We start from the raw sequence: 16856 nt of genomic DNA, 5'->3' as shown, positions 1-16856 counted from the left end.
CACCCCATGCGTCTTGTCACCTCGGCTCCGGTGGCCGGCTTCCTGCTGATGGGGCTCTATATCCTGTTGGCTGTCGGTGCCGCCAGTCTGGCCAGACTGCCGCCCGGCAACCTGACCGTCTTCTGGCTGCCCGCCGGCATCGGCGTCGCCCTGGTTGCCCGGCTGGGGCCGCGCCTGGGTGTGCCTGCGGTTTTCGCCGCCAGCCTTGTCGCCAATTTTCTGTCCATGAACCCGAGCAATTCGCTAGCGGCCATGGTCGGCGCCACCGCTCTGTCGGCCCTGGTCGACAGCTGTCAATCCTGGCTGGCCTGGTGGCTCTGGCGACGGACCGAGGACAAGCACCACCTGCCCTTGCTTCAGGGGCCGCGCCACCTGACCTGCCTGTGGCGCCTGCTGCGCATATCGGTGCTGCCCCCGGTGTTGACCGTGTGGATTTTGCCACTGATCCATTTCGCCCTGGGCACCGCCGAACTGAATCTGGCCAGTTATGTCAGCCGGGTGGCCATGCTGGTCAGCGCCGACACCTGCGGCCTGTTCCTGATCTTGCCTTTGGTCATGGCCATTCGCGACCACACCTCGTCGGCGGACACCACCGCGCTGGTGATGACGACTCTGATTCTGGGCGCCGCCCAGGCGATCTTGTCGGCCATCGATCCATTGCTGGCGCCCTTGTCGTTGTTCGGGCTGACGCTTCTCGCCTTTCGCTTTCATCTGGCCGGGGCCGCCTTGGGCAATCTGGTCTGTGCCACGATCATGGTCGCCCAGGCGTCCCTGGGCATCGGCCCCCTGGGCCATGGGGCGGCGGCGCACACGGTCTTCACCCTCAACCTGACCATCCTGGGGGTGGGGGTCACCGTCTTGTACATGGGCATGTTGCAGGCGCAGCAACGGCGCATGCAGGAAAATCTGGAAGCCGAAGTGTTGCGCCGCACCGAGCAATTGGAGGAACACAGTCGCGCCCTGGCGGTTTCCAACACCGATCTGGAAAACTTCGCCTATGTGGCCAGCCATGACTTGCGCGAGCCCTTGCGCATGATCAGCAGTTATCTAAGCTTGCTGGAGCGGCGGCTGACCGCATCGCTGGACGACGAAACCCGGACCTTCCTGGGCTTCGCCCGCGACGGCGCCAAGCGCATGGACCGGTTGATCCTGGATTTGCTGGATTACTCGCGCCTGGGTCGCGGCGACACCAAGGCGCAACCGGTGGATTTGAATGAAATCCTGGCCCAGGTCCAGGCTGATCTGGCCCTGGTGGTGCAGCGAACCGGCGCAATCATCCAGGCAGGCCCCTTGCCGGTGGTCGCCGGCAATCACAGCGAGATCACCCGCCTGTTCCAGAACCTGATCGGCAATGCGTTGAAATTCGCCGCCGCCGACCGCCCCCCCTCTATCCGCATCGACGCCCAGCCCCATGGGCCGCTATGGCGCATCACCATCGCCGATAATGGCATCGGCATCCCCGACGACCAGCGTGAACGGGTGTTCGGCATTTTCCAACGCCTGCACGGCATCAGCCAATACGAAGGCACCGGCATCGGTCTGGCCGCCTGCAAGCGTATCGTCGAACTGCATGGCGGCCTGATCCAAGTGCAGTCCCCCTCGGGTGAGGGCTGCACCATCAGCTTCACCTTGCCGGCAGCGTGATCACACCTTTCTGAACACCAGATTGACGCAGCCCAAGGCCTTGGCCAGCTTGTCGAAGGTGCGGTCGTTCTCGATGGCGAAAGCCGGGTTGCCGCCCGGCACTTCGATGATGACGTCGCCACCGTCGAACAAAAGCCGGGTCTGCTTCAACAGATTGGGGGCGCCACCCGATAGGGTGTGGGCAAGACGCAGGGCGGTACCAGTGACCCGGCAGCGCTTAAGATCGAACTCGTCCAGCAATTGGATGGCCATCTGGGCATGGGCGGTATCGTCGTCGCCCTGGTAGCGTTGATAGACCGTATAGGCGATGGCGGCACGGTCGCGGTGCGGCACCCCCATGAACGGCAGCCGCAGCAAGCGGTGAAACGCCTGTTCGGCCCGATAATCGGGGTGTTCGTTCCAGAAGATATCCGACACCAGACAGGCGGCGTGACGCAAGCGGGCATCATGGGCGGTTTCGCCCGGAAACAGGGGCGCCATCCACGCCATCAATTCATCGCCATGCTCGGGAAAGCGCGAATTCATCTGCGCCATCTGCCGGCACACCGACAACAACGGATCCTGCTGGCGCAGCCGTTCCGGCAGACGGCGATAGAACTGGCCCTCGCGCATGCCGTAAATGGAAAACACCAGATTGGACGGATTGGTGGCGCGGATCACCCGGTCCAGCAACAGCGCCGCCAACGGCAGATTGCCCACCCGCTTTTTTGACACGCCCGGCACTTTTTCCAGCGACTTCTTACTTTGGCCGGCGATCAGGTCGATGATGCGCAAAGCCTCTTTCGGGTCGATGGCGAAATTGTCCAACACGGTGAGCGGATGATGGGTCTGGCTGATGCAGATCCGCGCGATGGCGCGCCAGGCGCCCCCCACCGCATAAAGCGCGCGGCCCTGGCCCTGTTCCAGGAACGGCACCTTCTTCAGGTATTTGGTGATGACTTCGTCGGCCTTGGCACGATCATCGCCGGCGGCCTCGGCCAGCCGCAACACCCCCAGCGGCATGGTCACGTGATCGCCGAAATCGCCGTTTTGCACGGTGACCAGTTCCAGTGAGCCGCCGCCCAGATCGGCGACGATGCCGTCGGCATCGGGGGTGCCGCACAGCACGCCCATGGCCGCTGCCTTGGCTTCCTGGCCGCCGGACAAGACCTTGACCTCGACGGCGTAACGGTGTTCCAGCTGGCTGACGAAATCCGGGCCATCGGTCGCATCGCGCACGGCGGCGGTGGCCAGGATATCGAGACGCTCCACCTCCATGGCCCGCGACAGGGCGACGAAACGCCCCACCGCCGCCATGGCCTGTTCCATGCCCTCGGGGTTCAACATCCCGCTTTTGCCCATGCCCAGGCCCAAGGCGCACACCGCCTTTTCGTTGAACAGGGGCACCGGCACGCGGGCAGCGCCGTCATAGACGCACAGACGGATGGAATTGGAACCGATATCGATGATACCGACCGGTTCTTGCCGGCGCTTGATCTTCATGGCCTAGTCCAGCACCAGCTTGGGGGTGCGGGCCTTGTCGCCGGCACTGCCGCGCCCCGACAGGCTGGGATTGGTCATGAAATAAGTGTGGGCGGAAAAACCCGAGCCATCGGGCGACACCCGGCGATAGACGCCATCGGCACCCAGCACCCAGCTTTGCGCCATGTCCTTGAGGTTGGCGACCATGATCTGTTCCAAAATCTGGCGATGCACGGTGGGGTTTTCGATGGGAACCAGGGTTTCCACCCGCCAATCCATGTTGCGCTGCATCCAGTCGGCGGAAGAAATGTAAATCTTGGCCTGCCGACTGGGCAGACGACTACCGTTGCCGAACACCATCACCCGGGTGTGTTCGAGGAAACGACCGACGATGGACTTGACCCGGATGTTATCGGACAGGCCGGGCACGCTGGGACGCAGGCAGCAGATGCCGCGGATGACCAGATCGATCTGCACCCCGGCCTGACTGGCGCGATAAAGCGCGTCGATCAGCTTGGGATCGACCAGAGAATTCATCTTGGCCCAAATGGCCGCCGGCTTGCCGGTCTTGGCGAATTCGATTTCCTTGTCGATCAGGTTAAGCAGCGACTTCTTCAGCGACAACGGCGCGATGGCCAGCTTTTCCATCTTTTCCGGCACCGCATAGCCGGTCATGTAATTGAAGGCCTTGCTGGCGTCGCGGGTCAGATCCTCGTCGCAGGTGAAGAACGACAGGTCGGTGTAAACCTTGGCGGTGATCGGGTGGTAATTGCCGGTGCCGAAGTGCACATAGGACACCAGCCCACCGCCTTCACGCCGCACCACCAGCGAAATCTTGGCGTGGGTCTTCAGTTCCATGAAGCCGAACACCACGTTGGCCCCTGCCGCTTCCAGATCGCGGGCCCAACGGATATTGGCTTCCTCGTCGAAACGGGCCTTCAACTCGACCATGCAGGTGACCGACTTGCCGGCCTCGGCCGCCTCGATCAGCGCCTTGACGATGGGGCTGTCTTTCGAGGTGCGGTACAGCGTCTGCTTGATCGCCACCACATTGGGGTCACGCGCCGCCTGACGCAGGAACTGCACCACCACGTCGAAGCTTTCAAACGGATGGTGGACGACAATGTCCTTTTTGCGGATGGCGGCGAAGCAATCACCGCCGAAATCGCGCACCCGCTCGGGGAAGCGGGCGTTGTAGGGAGGGAACAACAGATCGGGACGTTCATCGACGATGATCTGCTTGGTGTCGACCAGCCCGATCATTTCGTCGAATTCGTAGACGTCGCCTTCCACCGCGTGCATTTCGGCGACCACCAGCGACTTCAACTCCTCGGGGATGCCGGAGGAGAAGGTCAGACGGATGACAAGGCCGCGACGGCGGCGCTTGAGCGCGCTTTCGAACACGCGCACCAAATCCTCGGCCTCTTCATCGATCTCCATTTCCGAATCACGGATGACCCGGAACAGGCCGCTGGCCTCCATGCGGAAACCGGGGAACAGGCGGTCCAGGAACAGCAGCACCAAGCGTTCCAGCGGCAGGAAGCGGATGGCCTCGCCCGGCAGACGGATGAAGCGTTCCAATTGCGGCGGCAGCGGCACCAAAGCGCGCAGCACCTCGCCGTCATCCAGGCGGAACAGGTGCAGCACCAGGGCGATGCCGGCATTGGGCAGGAACGGGAACGGATGCGCCGGGTCAATGGCCAGGGGCGTCAGCACCGGGAAGACGTGTTCCATGAAACGGCTGTCCAGCCACTTCATTTCCGCCTTGGTCAGTTCGCTCTGGTCGACGACGCTGATGCCGGCGGCACGCAGTTCCACTTGCAGACTGCGCCAGCAATCCTTTTGCGCCCGCAGCAGATCGGACGCCATGCCGTTGATGGCGTTCAATTGCTGCGCCGGGGTCAGACCGTCTTCCGAGGTGGTCATCACACCGGCTTCCACCTGGCCCTTCAGGCCGGCGACGCGCACCATGTAGAATTCGTCCAGGTTGGAGGCGGAAATGGACAAAAAGCGCAGGCGCTCCAAGAGCGGGTGATGGTGGTTCACCGCTTCTTCGATGACACGCAGGTTGAACGCCAGCCACGAAAGCTCGCGGTTGATGAAGCGGTCCTTGGAATCCATGGCGATCGCCGGAAGTTCGGTGGCCTGCTGGGTGGTCAAAGGGCTCTCCTGCCTGCGGGAATGACGTAACCTTTATATATCCTCAACCGCCCCCTGTCATGATGCCTGGGCGCGCTGTCACAGATGCTTCATGCTGGAAAACGCCGCATGAGGACATATTTGCTGGACCACACGGTAACAGGGTCACGGAAATGAAACGGATTTATCTGCTGCGCCACGCCAAATCCAGTTGGGACGAGGCCGGATTGGACGATTTCCAACGCCCGCTCAACCCGCGTGGCCGCAAGGCGGCCAAGGCCATGGGCAAGTACCTGAAACAGCACGGCATCCGCCCCAATCTGATCTTGTGCTCGGCCGCCGCCCGCACCCGGGCCACCTATGACATCCTGGAACCACGCCTGGAAGGGGTGCCGGTCAGTTTCGAGGACCGGCTGTACGAAGCCACGCGCGGCGATTTGCTGCACCGGCTGCAAGCCCTGGACGGGCATCTGCACTCGGTGCTGCTGATCGGCCACAATCCCGGCCTGGAAAAGCTGGCCCTGGGCTTGAGCGCCGGTAACGGCGATGCCGAGGCGGTGAAGCGGCTGGAACAGAAATACCCCACCGGCACCTTGGCGGTGCTGGAAACCAATGTGCCCCATTGGCCGGAACTGGATGCCGGCACCTGCCGCCTGTTGGACTTCATCCGCCCGCGCGACCTCGACGCCGACGACGAGGATTAAAGCCGGGAACTTTTAATGGGAAATATTTCCATCGCGACACCCGTCACTCCCGCGAAGGCGGGAGTCCAGAAAAGGTGCACCAACATCATCCCCACGACTCCTGGATACCCGCTTTCGCGGGTATGACGGCGTGGGTGGAGGGCAGGTGGTATTTAGCTCGATATTATTCCCCCTGCCCGGCCTGACGAATCAGCGCGGCCTTGTCGTCCTCATCGCCGCGACATTCCAGCCAAGGGGTGAAGGACTGTCCCAACAGGCTGTTCATCTCGGCCAGGGCCGCCTGGGGATGATGACGGCGCAGCCAGCGCCGCGCCGTCATCAGCGCCGCCTGATCCAGCATCCAATTATGCGGCCAAGGGATATCCAGCTTGGACAAAATGCTGTGTGACAAGACCCGCAGCATGGCTTGCCCATGGTCACCGGCAAACCACGTCCACACCGCCGGCAGCCGCGAGGCCGGCCCCACCCCGTCGTGGACAAACGAGGCGAAGGCGTAAGGCCCGGCCGCTTCGGCCAATTCCGCCGGCGGGCGCAAAAAGCGCACATCGATGTCGGTGATCATCACCGGCCTGCCGCAATGGCGTTCCACCACCCAGGGGGCGGCAAGGAAACGGGCGGAGGCGAAATAGGCGCCGCCGCGCCACGCGCTGGCTGGTTCGCAGGTGATGGTCACCGGCATGGCGGCGGCGGCGGCCAGGGCGGCTACAGGGGCCAGCCCCTCCGCCACCGGCTCAATCACGTGCAGATGCAGCATCGCGCCTTGGCCCAAGGGCATCAGTGACTTCAGGTAATCGGCGCCGAAGCGGTTCAGATACTGGCCGTCGCAAGCGGCGAGGAGCACGAAATCACCGCCCGCCTCCTGGTTCCACTGCCCGTACGTTTCCACCGCCGGCAACGCTGCCGCCAGGGCGGACAGGCGGTTATCGTCCAATCGGTCGGGATAGTCGCCGTCCTCGACCAGACTGGCCTGACGATAGGCGATATTGAAACGGTCACCCGGGCCGATGGGCAGATGGTCGCGGCGTTCGGCCAATAACGGCTTCAGGCGGGCCAGCAGGGCGAAGGCCGCATCCTCGTCACCGGCCAGCAGGCGGGCACAGACCGCATAATAAAGCGACGACGGCGCATAAGTCGACGTGTCGGGCAGATGGGTGGCCATGGCCTCGAGCAGTTCATAAAAGCCATAGCCCGAGATTACCGTCAGCACGTCATGGAAATAGGCGAAGCCGTCGCCGCCCAATTGCTGGCGACGGTCGGCCACCTGCACCAGCAATTCCCAATTGCGTTGCAACAGCGCCGTCATCCCCAGCCCCAGCCAAGCCTGGGCATTGCCGGGCTCGGCCTGGATCGCCGCCAGATAGAGGTTCCAGGCGCTACCCAGATCGCCGGCATTGACCTGGGCCGCCGCCGCCTGCATCAGGGACTCGACGGAAGCGGCCATGGCCCTAGTCCCGCGGCTTTTCGCCGGCGCGGCGCAACGGGTGGATCAGCCAGTGGCGCAAATCCAACGGCGTCATGCGACGGCGGCGATCTTCCGGCTTCAGACTGGTTTCCCGCAGGAAGGCGGGGCCGTTGGCGCTGGTTTCCAAGGTCAGCTTGCGCTGATGGAAGGCATCCAGCGACGGGTTGTGCCCGATGGTCATGACGGTGGCGTGGGGCAGTTCCAGCTCCACCAGATGCATCATTTCCTCTTCCGCCTGGGGCGACAACGACGAGGTGGCGTGCTCCAGGAAAATCCAGTCGGGACGACGCAGCAACAGGCGGGCAAAGCCCATCACCTGCTGCTCGGCGGCGGTCAAAATCTGTTCCCACGCCGTTTGCTGGCGCAGCCTTGCCTCCAGATGGCCCAAGCCTACCCGGCGCAGCACGGCGCCATATTCCTCGACCGTATAGGTTTCAGGGTCGGAGGGATAGCTGAGCACGCCGCGCAGCGAACCGATGGGGATATAGGGCCGTTCCGGCAGGAAGGCGATGGCGCCGTCGCCGGGCAGATCGATGCGTCCCGCCCCCCACGGCCATAGCCCGGAGACCACCTTGAACAACTTGACCGAGCCGCCGGGATCGCCGGCAATCAGCACCTTTTCCCCTTGAACGATCTCGGCCTCGAGTCCGCTGACCACCACGGTACCGTCAGGATTGGCGATACACAGATTGCGGAAGGCCAGCACGGGCAAATCGGTCTTGGACAGACAGATACGCCCATCCTCCATGCAGGTCAGATCCTGGTCCAGATCTTCCAGGGCGTTTTGCAGGGACAGCACGCGTTCCACCGACGCCTTCCATTCCGCTGCCCTGGACAGATTGTCCACCGGCCACGACAGGGCGGCGGTCATCTGCTGGAAGGCCTGGGCGATCTGCATCAATTCGCCCAGGGTGATGGAGCCGGTGATATAGCGCGGCGCCGTGATCAGGATGGGAAAGCCGGTGGCCAGCACCGAATAGCCGCTGGAGAACAGAAACACCCGGGCCAGGGCCGAGGTCTGGCGGTCCCAGGCGGTGATCACCCCGGTGAACAGATTGCGCAGGCGGCGGCGCTCGTCGGTTTCGCCATGCATCAGGGCGATGGATTCCGAATTCTCGCGCACCCGGACCAGACCGAAGCGGAAATTGGCTTCATTGGTCTGGCGCTTGTTGGCGGCCTTGACCAGCGGACGCCCGATCAGCAAGGCGGCGGTGGTCCCCGCCCCGGCATAGACGAAGGAGATGAACACCATATGGCCGGGAACGTCCCATTGGTCGCCCAGCACGGTGACTTGCAACACCCCCGACAGCGTCCACAAAATCTGGGTGAAACTGGCCAGCAGCAAAAAGCTGTAGAGCAGAGAATGGGCCAGATCGATGGCCGCTTCGGTGGCCAGACGGATGTCTTCGGCAATGCGGCCATCGGGGTTGTCGTGCTCGCCCGGCAGATAGGCCAACTGATAATGGCGGCCCTCGCTCATCCAATTATCCAACAGACGCTTGGTCAGCCATTGCCGCCAGCCCACCTGGATGCGCCGCTTGACCACCATATGGGTGGCGGTCACCGCCATGGCGAAGGAGAGAATGCCGGCCAGGGCCAGGATCATGGCCAGGAACTGGTCGAGATTGCGCTGCTCCAGCGCATTGAACAGCTGCTTGCTCCACAGATTGATCAGAATGGGCGACGCCACCTGGGCCACGGTCAAAACCACCAGCAGCACGGTCATCCCGCGCACTTTCAGCTTTTCTTCCGAATTCCAATAAGGTGACGACAGTTCGATGAACTGACGGAAGAAATTCCCCCCCGACGGGGATGATGGCGGGACCGCATTCATGGAAACAGCAAAAACCCGAACAGCCGTAATGCCAATCACTTAAGCATGCTTTCGCATGGGGTTCCAGTGACCTTATGCGCAGGGCTTTCGCTTGACCGCGCTGTCCTCTGCCGCCACCATTCCCCCCCACGCGACCAGCAGGAGTTAGCCCCGTGTCCGCCGCCAGCCTCGACTATACCGACGACTTCCTGCGCCAGATCTTGCGCTCCGTGCGCACCATCGCCGTGGTCGGCGCCAGTTCCAACTGGAACCGGCCCAGCTATTTCGTCACCAAGTATCTGCAAGAAAAGGGTTATCGGGTCATTCCGGTCAATCCTGGCCTGGCTGGCCAGCAATTGCTGGGGGAAACCGTCTATGCCGATCTGGCCTCGATCCCCGAGCCGGTGGACATGGTCGACATCTTCCGCAATTCCGCCGCCGCCGGGCCGATCGCCGATCAGGCCGTCGCCATCGGCGCCAAGGTGGTGTGGATGCAGCTTTCCGTCCGCAACGACGAGGCCGCCGCCCGCGCCCAGGCCGCCGGCCTCAAGGTGGTGATGGATCGTTGCCCCAAGATCGAATTCGGTCGCCTGGGCGGCGAGTTGGGCTGGTACGGCGTCAATTCCGGCATCATCACCAACAAGGCCAAGGAAGCGCCGCGCCCCAAGCGCGACAAGGGAACCGGCGAGGAGAACCAGGAAAAGCAGGAATTCGGCTTCGCCACCAAGGCGGTGCACGCGGGCGCCGCCCCCGACGCGGCGACGGGCGCGCGCACCACCCCCATCTACCAGACCGCGTCCTACGTGTTCGAGGACACCGACCACGCCGCCAGCCTGTTCAACCTGCACAGCTTCGGCTACATCTATTCGCGCCTGACCAACCCCACCGTCAGCGTCTTGGAGGAACGCGTCGCCAGCCTGGAAGGCGGGCGCGCGGCGGTCGCCGCCGCCTCCGGCCACGCCGCCCAGTTCCTCACCTTCTTCACCCTGCTGGAGCCGGGCGACCATTTCGTCGCCTCGCGCAATCTCTATGGCGGTTCGTTGACCCAGTTCGGCCTGTCGTTCAAGAAGCTGGGCTGGCACTGCACCTTCGTCGATCCGCACGACGCGGACAATTTCAAGGCGGCCATCGGCGACACTACCAAGGCCATCTTCATCGAAAGCCTGGCCAATCCCGGCGGCATCGTCGTCGACATCGAGGCGGTGGCCAAGGTCGCCCACGATGCCGGTATCCCGCTTATCGTCGACAACACCTTGGCGACGCCCTTCCTCTGCCGTCCGTTCGAATGGGGGGCGGACATCATCGTCCATTCCACCACCAAATTCCTGGCCGGGCACGGCAATTCCCTGGGCGGCTGCGTCATCGAATCGGGCAAGTTCGACTGGTCGGCCAACGGCAAGTTCCCCAGCCTGTCGGCGCCGGAACCGGCCTATCACGGCCTGACCTTCCACGAAACCTTCGGCGATTTCGCCTTCACCACCAAGGCCCGCGCCGTGGCGTTGCGCGATTTCGGCCCGGCCATGGCGCCCATGAACGCCTTTTTCACCATCACCGGCATCGAGACCCTGCATGTGCGCATGGAACGCCACTGCGCCAATGCCATGAAAGTGGCCGAGTTCCTGGTCGCCCATCCGGCGGTGGAGTGGGTGTCCTATGCTGGCTTGCCGGGCAGCAAATATGCGGCCTTGCGCGACAAATACCTGCCCTTGGGCGCCGGGGCGGTGTTCACCTTCGGCCTCAAGGGCGGCTTCGAGGCCGGCAAGAAGCTGGTGGAAAAGGTCCGCCTGTTCAGTCATCTGGCCAATATCGGCGATACCCGCTCGCTGATCCTGCACCCGGCCAGCACCACCCACCGGCAATTGACCGAGGAACAGCAGATCACCGCCGGCGCCGGCCCCGAGGTCATCCGCCTGTCGGTGGGCCTCGAGGACGCAGCCGACCTGATCCGCGATCTCGACCGGGCCTTGTCCTGATCCCACCCCCTGGAGACACACCATGTTCGGACGCAACCGCCTTTCCGCCTGCCTGCTGGCCGCCACCGTCACCTTGGCCGGGATTCACGCCGGCCCGGCCCTGGCTGCGCCAGCCCAGGTGACCACTCAGGTGCCCGGTTTTTATCGCCAGGCCTTGGGCGATTATGAGGTCACCGCCCTTTACGACGGCTATGTCGATCTGCACCTGCAATTGATGAAGGGGATGACCGAGGACAAGCTGCAAAAGCTGGTCGCCCGCATGTTCCTGGACCACAGCAAGGGCGTGCAGACGGCGGTCAACGCCTATCTGGTCCATACCGGCGACAGCCTGATCCTGGTCGATGCCGGCTCCGCCGCCTGCTTCGGCCCGACCCTGGGCAACATCGTCACCAACATCAAGGCCGCCGGCTATCGCCCGGAAGACGTGGACACCGTGCTGCTGACCCACATGCATGCCGACCATCTGTGCGGCCTGCTGGACGGCCAGGGCAAGCCCGCCTTCGCCAAGGCCCAGGTGCTGGCGGCCCAGCAAGACGCCGATTTCTGGTTGAGTGAACAGATCGCCGCCGCCGCCCCCAAGGAGGCCCAAGGCTTCTTCAAGATGGCCCGCGATTCCGTCGCCCCCTATCAGGCCGAAGGCCGCTTCAGCACCTTCAAGACCGGGGAAAGCGTGGTCAGCGGCGCCCAGATCGTCGAGACCCACGGCCACACGCCCGGCCACACCTCTTTCCTGTTCCAATCCAAGGGGAAAAAGCTGTTGGTGTGGGGCGACATCGTCCACAACCACGCCGTCCAGTTCAGCCACCCGGAAGTGTCGTTTGAATTCGACGTCGATCAGAAGCAGGCGATCAAGACCCGCAAGACGGTGATCGAACAGGCGGTGAAGAACGATTGGGCCATCGCCGGCGCCCACCTGCCCTTCCCCGGCCTGGGTCATATCCGCAAGGAAAAATCCGGCTATGCCTGGGTGCCGGTGGAATTCGGCCCCATCCGCAAGGATCGCTGACAGGGCACAAAGCCCCCGTCCCGCACCTGGGACGGGGGCTTTCGTTTTACCCCTAAGCCGCCTTCACATCGGCCAGGAAGCGATCCACCGTCTGGCGCAAGGCTTCGGCCTGGGCCGACAATTGACGGGCAGAGTCCAGCACCGTGCCGGCGGCTTGGCCGGTATCGGCGGCGGCTTGCTGCACCCCGCTGATGGTGGCGTTGACCTCGGCGGTGCCGGCGGCGGCCTGTTCGACGTTGCGGGCGATTTCGGCGGTGGCCGCCGCCTGCTGCTCGACCGCGGCGGCGATGGAGCCGGCGATCTGGCTGACTTCCTCGATCACCTGACCGATGGACTTGATGGCACTGACCACGGCGCGGGTCTGGTCCTGCACCGCCGTGATCTGGGTACCGATTTCCTCGGTCGCCCGCGTGGTCTGGTTGGCCAGGCTTTTCACCTCGCCCGCCACCACGGCGAACCCCTTGCCGGCGTCGCCCGCCCGCGCCGCCTCGATGGTGGCGTTGAGCGCCAAAAGATTGGTCTGACTGGCGATATCGTTGATCAGGCTGACCACCTCGCTGATGCGCGACGCCGCCTCCGACAATTGCCGCACTTCGCCATCGGTGCGCTGGGCTTCTTCCGCCGCCCGGCGTGAGATGGCGTTGGAATGGGCCACCTGCCGGGAAATCTCGGTGATCGACGCCGCCAGTTCCTCGGCCGCCGCCGCCACCGTCTCGACATTGGTCGCCGCCTGGGTCGAAGCGGCAGCCACGGCGGTGGCCTGACCCGAGGTCTGATTCGCCGCCGCCGACATACCCGAGGCGGTATCCGACAAGATGCCCGAGGCCCCGGCCACGGCACGCACCAGTTCCGCCGCCTTGGCGTCGAAGCCGGCGGTCAGTTCCTCGACCCGGCGCTGACGGGCCAGGCGCTGCTCGGTCTCGGCCTTGGCCTGCTGCTCAAGGCGCTGGCGCTCCTGCCCATTACTTTTGAACACCGCCAAGGCCTGGGCCATGGCCGCGATCTCGTCACGGCCATCGGCGGCGGGGATAATGGTTTGCAGATCGCCATGGGCCAATTTGTCCATGGCCGCAGTCATGGCGGTCAGCGGGCGGGCGATACCGGTCGCGATGACCAGCGCGGCGGTGATGCCGACCAGCAAGGCCACGGCGGACAAGATGGCGTCCTCCCATTGATGCAATTGGGCATCGTCCTTGGCTTTTTGTTCAAGCTTGCGCAAGGCGCTGATCTGGTGATCTCCCATCACCTGTAAATGGCGGGTGACCTTGTCGCCCACCTCGGCCAATTGCTCGCGGCTGGTGGTCTGGGTCAGATAGGCCCGCGCCACCTGATCGTATTGACCGAACAACACGGTCAACTGATCCATGTCGGCCTTGACCTCGGCATCCGCCGACCCGGTACGGGCCTTGTCGAGGATGGTCTTGATGTCGCCCAACACGCGGCTGATATTTTCGCTTTCGCCGACGGTGACGTGCCGGCGCAAAGCTTCAAAGCGGGAATCGGCCTGCTGGATCAGGATGGCGCTTTCCGCCTGATCCGAATAGACGTCCATGGAGGTGCGCCCCGAGCCGATGCCGACAAAACCGGTGACGGCGACGGCCAGCAGCAACACCAGGACCAGGGCGAAACCGCCGCCGATCCGGGTGGGAATGGACAGATTGTTCAGCTTCATCTGGGGCTCCGCTATGCCAGGACATTCCGTCTTAAGTATGAGACGTAATGCTGCGGAGCAAAAACGACAAGATTAAGGCACAGGATTCACCAATGCGCCAAAGCCGGGCGCTTCTACCTTGGCGCGATTACCATCCACCGCCACCTTACCTTCGGCGATCAGACGCAGAGCCAGGGGATAGGCCTTGTGCTCCTGCTCCAGCACGCGGGCGGCCAGACTTTCCTCGCTGTCGTCGGCCAGTACCGGCACGGCGGCCTGGACGAGGATGGGGCCGTCATCCAGGTCTGGAGTGACCAGATGGACGGTACAGCCGTGCAGCTTGACCCCGGCGGCCAGGGCCTGGGCATGGGTATGCAGCCCCTTGAAGCTGGGCAGCAACGACGGGTGGATATTGATCATCCGCCCGGCCCAGGACTGGACGAAGCCCGGCGACAGCAGACGCATGAACCCGGCCAGACAGACGATGTCCACCCCGGCTTTCCTGAGTTCGACGTCCATGGCCGCGTCAAAGGCCTCGCGCCCGCCGGGAAAACCCTTGTGCGAAATGGTGACGGTCGCCACCTTGGCCCGCTCCGCCCGCTCCAGGGCATAAGCCCCAGGGACGTTGCTGAGCACCAGCACGATTTCAGCCGGAAAAGCCGGGTCGGCGCAGGCATCAAGCAGGGCCTGAAGATTGGACCCCCGGCCCGACACCAAAACACCAACCCGCTTTTTCACCATCAGAGCCAGCCTTCGTTACCGACAACCTGGCTTTGCTCCTCGTCACCCTGGCGGGCCCGCAAGCTGCCGATGGTGTACACGGTCTCGCCGTTCTCGCGCAGGATGCGGGCGGCTTCGTCCGCCTTGTCGGCAGCGACCACCACCACCATGCCGATGCCGCAATTGAAGGTACGGGCCATTTCGCGGGCGGCGACGCCGCCTTCCTTGGCCAACCACTGGAACACCGGCGGCAAGGTCCAGGTTTTGGCATCGATATGGGCGACGACACCGTCGGGCAGCACCCGCGGCACGTTCTCGATCAGACCGCCGCCGGTGATGTGGGCCATGGCCTTGACGGTGCCGGCCTTGACCGCCGCCATGCACGACTTGACATAGATGCGGGTGGGGGTCAGCAAGGCGTCGCCCAGGGATTGCGACGGATCGAACGGCGCCGGGGCGTCATAGCTGACATTGCCCTTGGCGACGATGCGGCGCACCAGCGAATAGCCGTTGGAATGCACGCCGGTGGACGCCAGACCCAGCAATACGTCGCCGGGGCCGACATCCGATGCCGGCAACAGGCTGCCGCGTTCGGCGGCGCCGACCGAGAAACCGGCCAGATCGTAATCGCCATGGCTGTACATGCCGGGCATCTCGGCGGTTTCACCGCCGATCAGGGCGCAACCGGCCTGTCGGCAACCCTCGGCGATGCCGGAAATGATCGCCGTGCCGGCGGCCACGTCCAGCTTGCCGGTGGCGAAATAATCCAGGAAGAACAAGGGCTCGGCCCCTTGCACCACCAGATCGTTGACGCACATGGCAACCAGATCGATGCCGACACCGTCGTGACGGCCGGAATCGATGGCCACCTTCAACTTGGTGCCGACGCCGTCGGTGGTGGCGACCAGAATGGGGTCCTTGAACCCGGCAGCCTTGGGGTCGAACAACGCGCCAAACCCGCCCAATCCGGCAGTGGTGCCGGAGCGCACGGTGGATTTAGCCAGCGGCTTGATGGCCTCGACCAAAGCTTCGCCGGCATCGATATCGACGCCCGCGTCGCGGTAGGTCAGGCCCTGCTTTTCATCATGAGCGGGAATGGTCTTCCTCGTCGGCTTGCCTGTGGTATGTTTGCGGCGCTTGGGAACGGCTTTCCCGTGGCTGCCGCCATGCGGGCCGAAGATACTCCAACCCGGACGGTTTGCAATGCCTTCTCTTCGCCTTGCCGGCGCCGTGGCCGTACTGGTGGCGGTCATCGGACTTTTCACCCCCACCGCCGCCCACGCCCAGACGGTTTTCGACCCCTTCACCGTGCAGGGCGTCGATGTCGACGTCAGCGCTGTCAATGCCCAGGCGGCCAAGGATCAGGCGGTAACCGAGGCCCAGCGCCAGGGTTTCGCCACCTTGCTCGAGCGGCTGGCCGGGACCGAGGACCGCGCCCGCCTGCCCAAGGCCGATGGCCTGGAATACGTGCGCGACTTCACCGTCGATCAGGAACGCAGCACCGGCAACCGTTATATCGCCACGCTGACCGTCCGTTATAACGGCGCGGCGGTCAAACGGCTGCTACAAGGCGCCGGTATCGCCGTGACCGAGGCCCGGGCCCGCCCGCTGGTGCTGGTGCCGGTCTTCACCGGCGGCGATGGCCGCACCGTGTTGTGGGACGACCCCAATCCCTGGCGCACCGCCTGGGGCAATCTGCATGGCGGCGGCTTGGTGCCGCTGGTGCTACCCTTGGGCGATCTGGGCGACGTCCAGGCCATCACCGCCGCCCAAGCCGTGGCCGGCGACCCGCTGGCCATGCAAAACCTGGGGGCACGCTGGCGCAGCCCCGACGTGCTGGTGCTGGCCGGCGCGTTGCGCGGCAAGGTTCTGGACATCACCTTGCATGCCGGGCCAACCACGCCCAAGCCGTTCGACGCCCTGTCCTATAAGCAAAACGACGGCGAAAGCGTCGATGCCCTGATGGCCCGCGCCGCCAAGGATATCGCCCGCGCCATCGACACCGCCCATCGCCAAGCCGGCGCCCAAGGCGGTGAAGCCGGCACGGTATCCGCCCTGGTGCCGTTGTCGGGACTGCCCCAGTGGCTGGCCGTGCGCGAACGGCTGGGCCGGGTGCCGGCGGTCAAGCGCTGGGAACTGGTGTCGCTGTCACGGGCCGAGGCGGCGGTGATCCTGCACGTGGCCGGCGATTCCCAGCAGGTGACCGAAGCCCTGGCCAAGGGCGGCCTAAGCCTGACCTGGGCCGAATCGTTCTGGCGCCTTGCTCCGGTGGGAGTGAACTGA

At 64.2% G+C, this 16856-nt stretch carries 12 protein-coding genes; 5 read left to right on the top strand and 7 right to left on the bottom strand.

What is annotated here, in order from left to right; translation table 11 throughout:
* Positions 1-6 precede the first annotated feature (6 nt).
* Entirely contained in the window at positions 7-1644 is a 1638-nt protein-coding gene (locus MGMSRV2_RS02070) for a sensor histidine kinase (RefSeq protein ID WP_024078656.1), read from the top strand.
* Here MGMSRV2_RS02070 and MGMSRV2_RS02065 read toward each other — a convergent pair whose 3' ends face one another.
* The gene (locus MGMSRV2_RS02065) at positions 1645-3126 is read right to left on the bottom strand and encodes a Ppx/GppA family phosphatase (RefSeq protein WP_024078655.1); all 1482 of its coding nucleotides are present in this window, start codon (positions 3124-3126) and stop codon (positions 1645-1647) included. It lies immediately after the preceding gene.
* A gap of 3 nt (positions 3127-3129) precedes the next feature.
* Positions 3130-5226, bottom strand: a complete 2097-nt coding sequence (locus tag MGMSRV2_RS02060) for an RNA degradosome polyphosphate kinase (RefSeq protein WP_052589073.1) — start codon at positions 5224-5226, stop codon at positions 3130-3132.
* A 191-nt stretch (positions 5227-5417) separates the two neighbouring features.
* Here MGMSRV2_RS02060 and MGMSRV2_RS02055 point away from each other — a divergent pair, with 191 nt between their 5' ends.
* Positions 5418-5948 carry a SixA phosphatase family protein gene (locus tag MGMSRV2_RS02055; protein ID WP_024078653.1) on the top strand — a complete coding sequence of 177 codons (531 nt, stop codon included), beginning with the start codon at positions 5418-5420 and terminating at the stop codon, positions 5946-5948.
* Positions 5949-6111: 163 nt separating this feature from the next.
* Here MGMSRV2_RS02055 and MGMSRV2_RS02050 read toward each other — a convergent pair whose 3' ends face one another.
* Together MGMSRV2_RS02050 and MGMSRV2_RS02045 are read right to left on the bottom strand one after the other, a co-directional pair.
* A complete protein-coding gene (locus MGMSRV2_RS02050; RefSeq protein WP_024078652.1) occupies positions 6112-7389 on the bottom strand; it encodes a hypothetical protein in 1278 nt (425 codons plus the stop codon).
* A gap of 4 nt (positions 7390-7393) precedes the next feature.
* Positions 7394-9244, bottom strand: a complete 1851-nt coding sequence (locus MGMSRV2_RS02045) for an ABC transporter ATP-binding protein/permease (RefSeq protein WP_024078651.1) — start codon at positions 9242-9244, stop codon at positions 7394-7396.
* Between the two features lie 152 nt (positions 9245-9396).
* Here MGMSRV2_RS02045 and MGMSRV2_RS02040 point away from each other — a divergent pair, with 152 nt between their 5' ends.
* Both MGMSRV2_RS02040 and MGMSRV2_RS02035 read left to right on the top strand, forming a co-directional pair.
* Positions 9397-11196, top strand: a complete 1800-nt coding sequence (locus tag MGMSRV2_RS02040) for an O-acetylhomoserine aminocarboxypropyltransferase (protein ID WP_024078650.1) — start codon at positions 9397-9399, stop codon at positions 11194-11196.
* Between the two features lie 22 nt (positions 11197-11218).
* Entirely contained in the window at positions 11219-12202 is a 984-nt protein-coding gene (locus MGMSRV2_RS02035; RefSeq protein ID WP_024078649.1) for an MBL fold metallo-hydrolase, read from the top strand.
* A 52-nt stretch (positions 12203-12254) separates the two neighbouring features.
* On the opposite strand, the gene MGMSRV2_RS02030 is transcribed toward MGMSRV2_RS02035, so the two are convergent.
* The 3 genes from MGMSRV2_RS02030 to purM all read right to left on the bottom strand — a co-directional run bounded on the left by MGMSRV2_RS02030 (position 12255) and on the right by purM (position 15826).
* Positions 12255-13874 carry a methyl-accepting chemotaxis protein gene (locus MGMSRV2_RS02030; RefSeq protein WP_024078648.1) on the bottom strand — a complete coding sequence of 540 codons (1620 nt, stop codon included), beginning with the start codon at positions 13872-13874 and terminating at the stop codon, positions 12255-12257.
* A 72-nt stretch (positions 13875-13946) separates the two neighbouring features.
* A complete protein-coding gene (purN, locus tag MGMSRV2_RS02025; RefSeq protein ID WP_024078647.1) occupies positions 13947-14594 on the bottom strand; it encodes a phosphoribosylglycinamide formyltransferase in 648 nt (215 codons plus the stop codon).
* A complete protein-coding gene (purM, locus tag MGMSRV2_RS02020) occupies positions 14594-15826 on the bottom strand; it encodes a phosphoribosylformylglycinamidine cyclo-ligase (protein WP_024078646.1) in 1233 nt (410 codons plus the stop codon). Before purM ends, purN begins: the two co-directional genes overlap by 1 nt.
* Between purM and MGMSRV2_RS02015 the strand changes: the two genes are divergently transcribed.
* On the top strand, positions 15777-16856 hold the full coding sequence (locus MGMSRV2_RS02015) for a DUF2066 domain-containing protein (RefSeq protein ID WP_024078645.1): 1080 nt from the start codon (positions 15777-15779) through the stop codon (positions 16854-16856). The genes purM and MGMSRV2_RS02015 overlap by 50 nt on opposite strands.

Origin of the sequence: Magnetospirillum gryphiswaldense MSR-1 v2 (assembly GCF_000513295.1) — a bacterium.
Lineage (GTDB): Bacteria > Pseudomonadota > Alphaproteobacteria > Rhodospirillales > Magnetospirillaceae > Magnetospirillum > Magnetospirillum gryphiswaldense.
The sequence above is the reverse complement of the archived record's forward strand: the minus strand, read 5'-3'. Positions and strand labels throughout refer to the sequence as shown.

Coding starts and splice junctions, on each gene's coding strand:
- MGMSRV2_RS02070 (WP_024078656.1), top strand. CDS start 7: ATGCGTCTTGTCACCTCGGCTCCGGTGGCCGGCTTCCTGCTGATGGGG.
- MGMSRV2_RS02065 (WP_024078655.1), bottom strand. CDS start 3,126: ATGAAGATCAAGCGCCGGCAAGAACCGGTCGGTATCATCGATATCGGT.
- MGMSRV2_RS02060 (WP_052589073.1), bottom strand. CDS start 5,226: ATGGATTCCAAGGACCGCTTCATCAACCGCGAGCTTTCGTGGCTGGCG.
- MGMSRV2_RS02055 (WP_024078653.1), top strand. CDS start 5,418: ATGAAACGGATTTATCTGCTGCGCCACGCCAAATCCAGTTGGGACGAG.
- MGMSRV2_RS02050 (WP_024078652.1), bottom strand. CDS start 7,389: ATGGCCGCTTCCGTCGAGTCCCTGATGCAGGCGGCGGCGGCCCAGGTC.
- MGMSRV2_RS02045 (WP_024078651.1), bottom strand. CDS start 9,244: ATGAATGCGGTCCCGCCATCATCCCCGTCGGGGGGGAATTTCTTCCGT.
- MGMSRV2_RS02035 (WP_024078649.1), top strand. CDS start 11,219: ATGTTCGGACGCAACCGCCTTTCCGCCTGCCTGCTGGCCGCCACCGTC.
- MGMSRV2_RS02030 (WP_024078648.1), bottom strand. CDS start 13,874: ATGAAGCTGAACAATCTGTCCATTCCCACCCGGATCGGCGGCGGTTTC.
- purN (WP_024078647.1), bottom strand. CDS start 14,594: ATGGTGAAAAAGCGGGTTGGTGTTTTGGTGTCGGGCCGGGGGTCCAAT.
- MGMSRV2_RS02015 (WP_024078645.1), top strand. CDS start 15,777: ATGCCTTCTCTTCGCCTTGCCGGCGCCGTGGCCGTACTGGTGGCGGTC.
- purM (WP_024078646.1), bottom strand. CDS start 15,826: ATGACCGCCACCAGTACGGCCACGGCGCCGGCAAGGCGAAGAGAAGGC.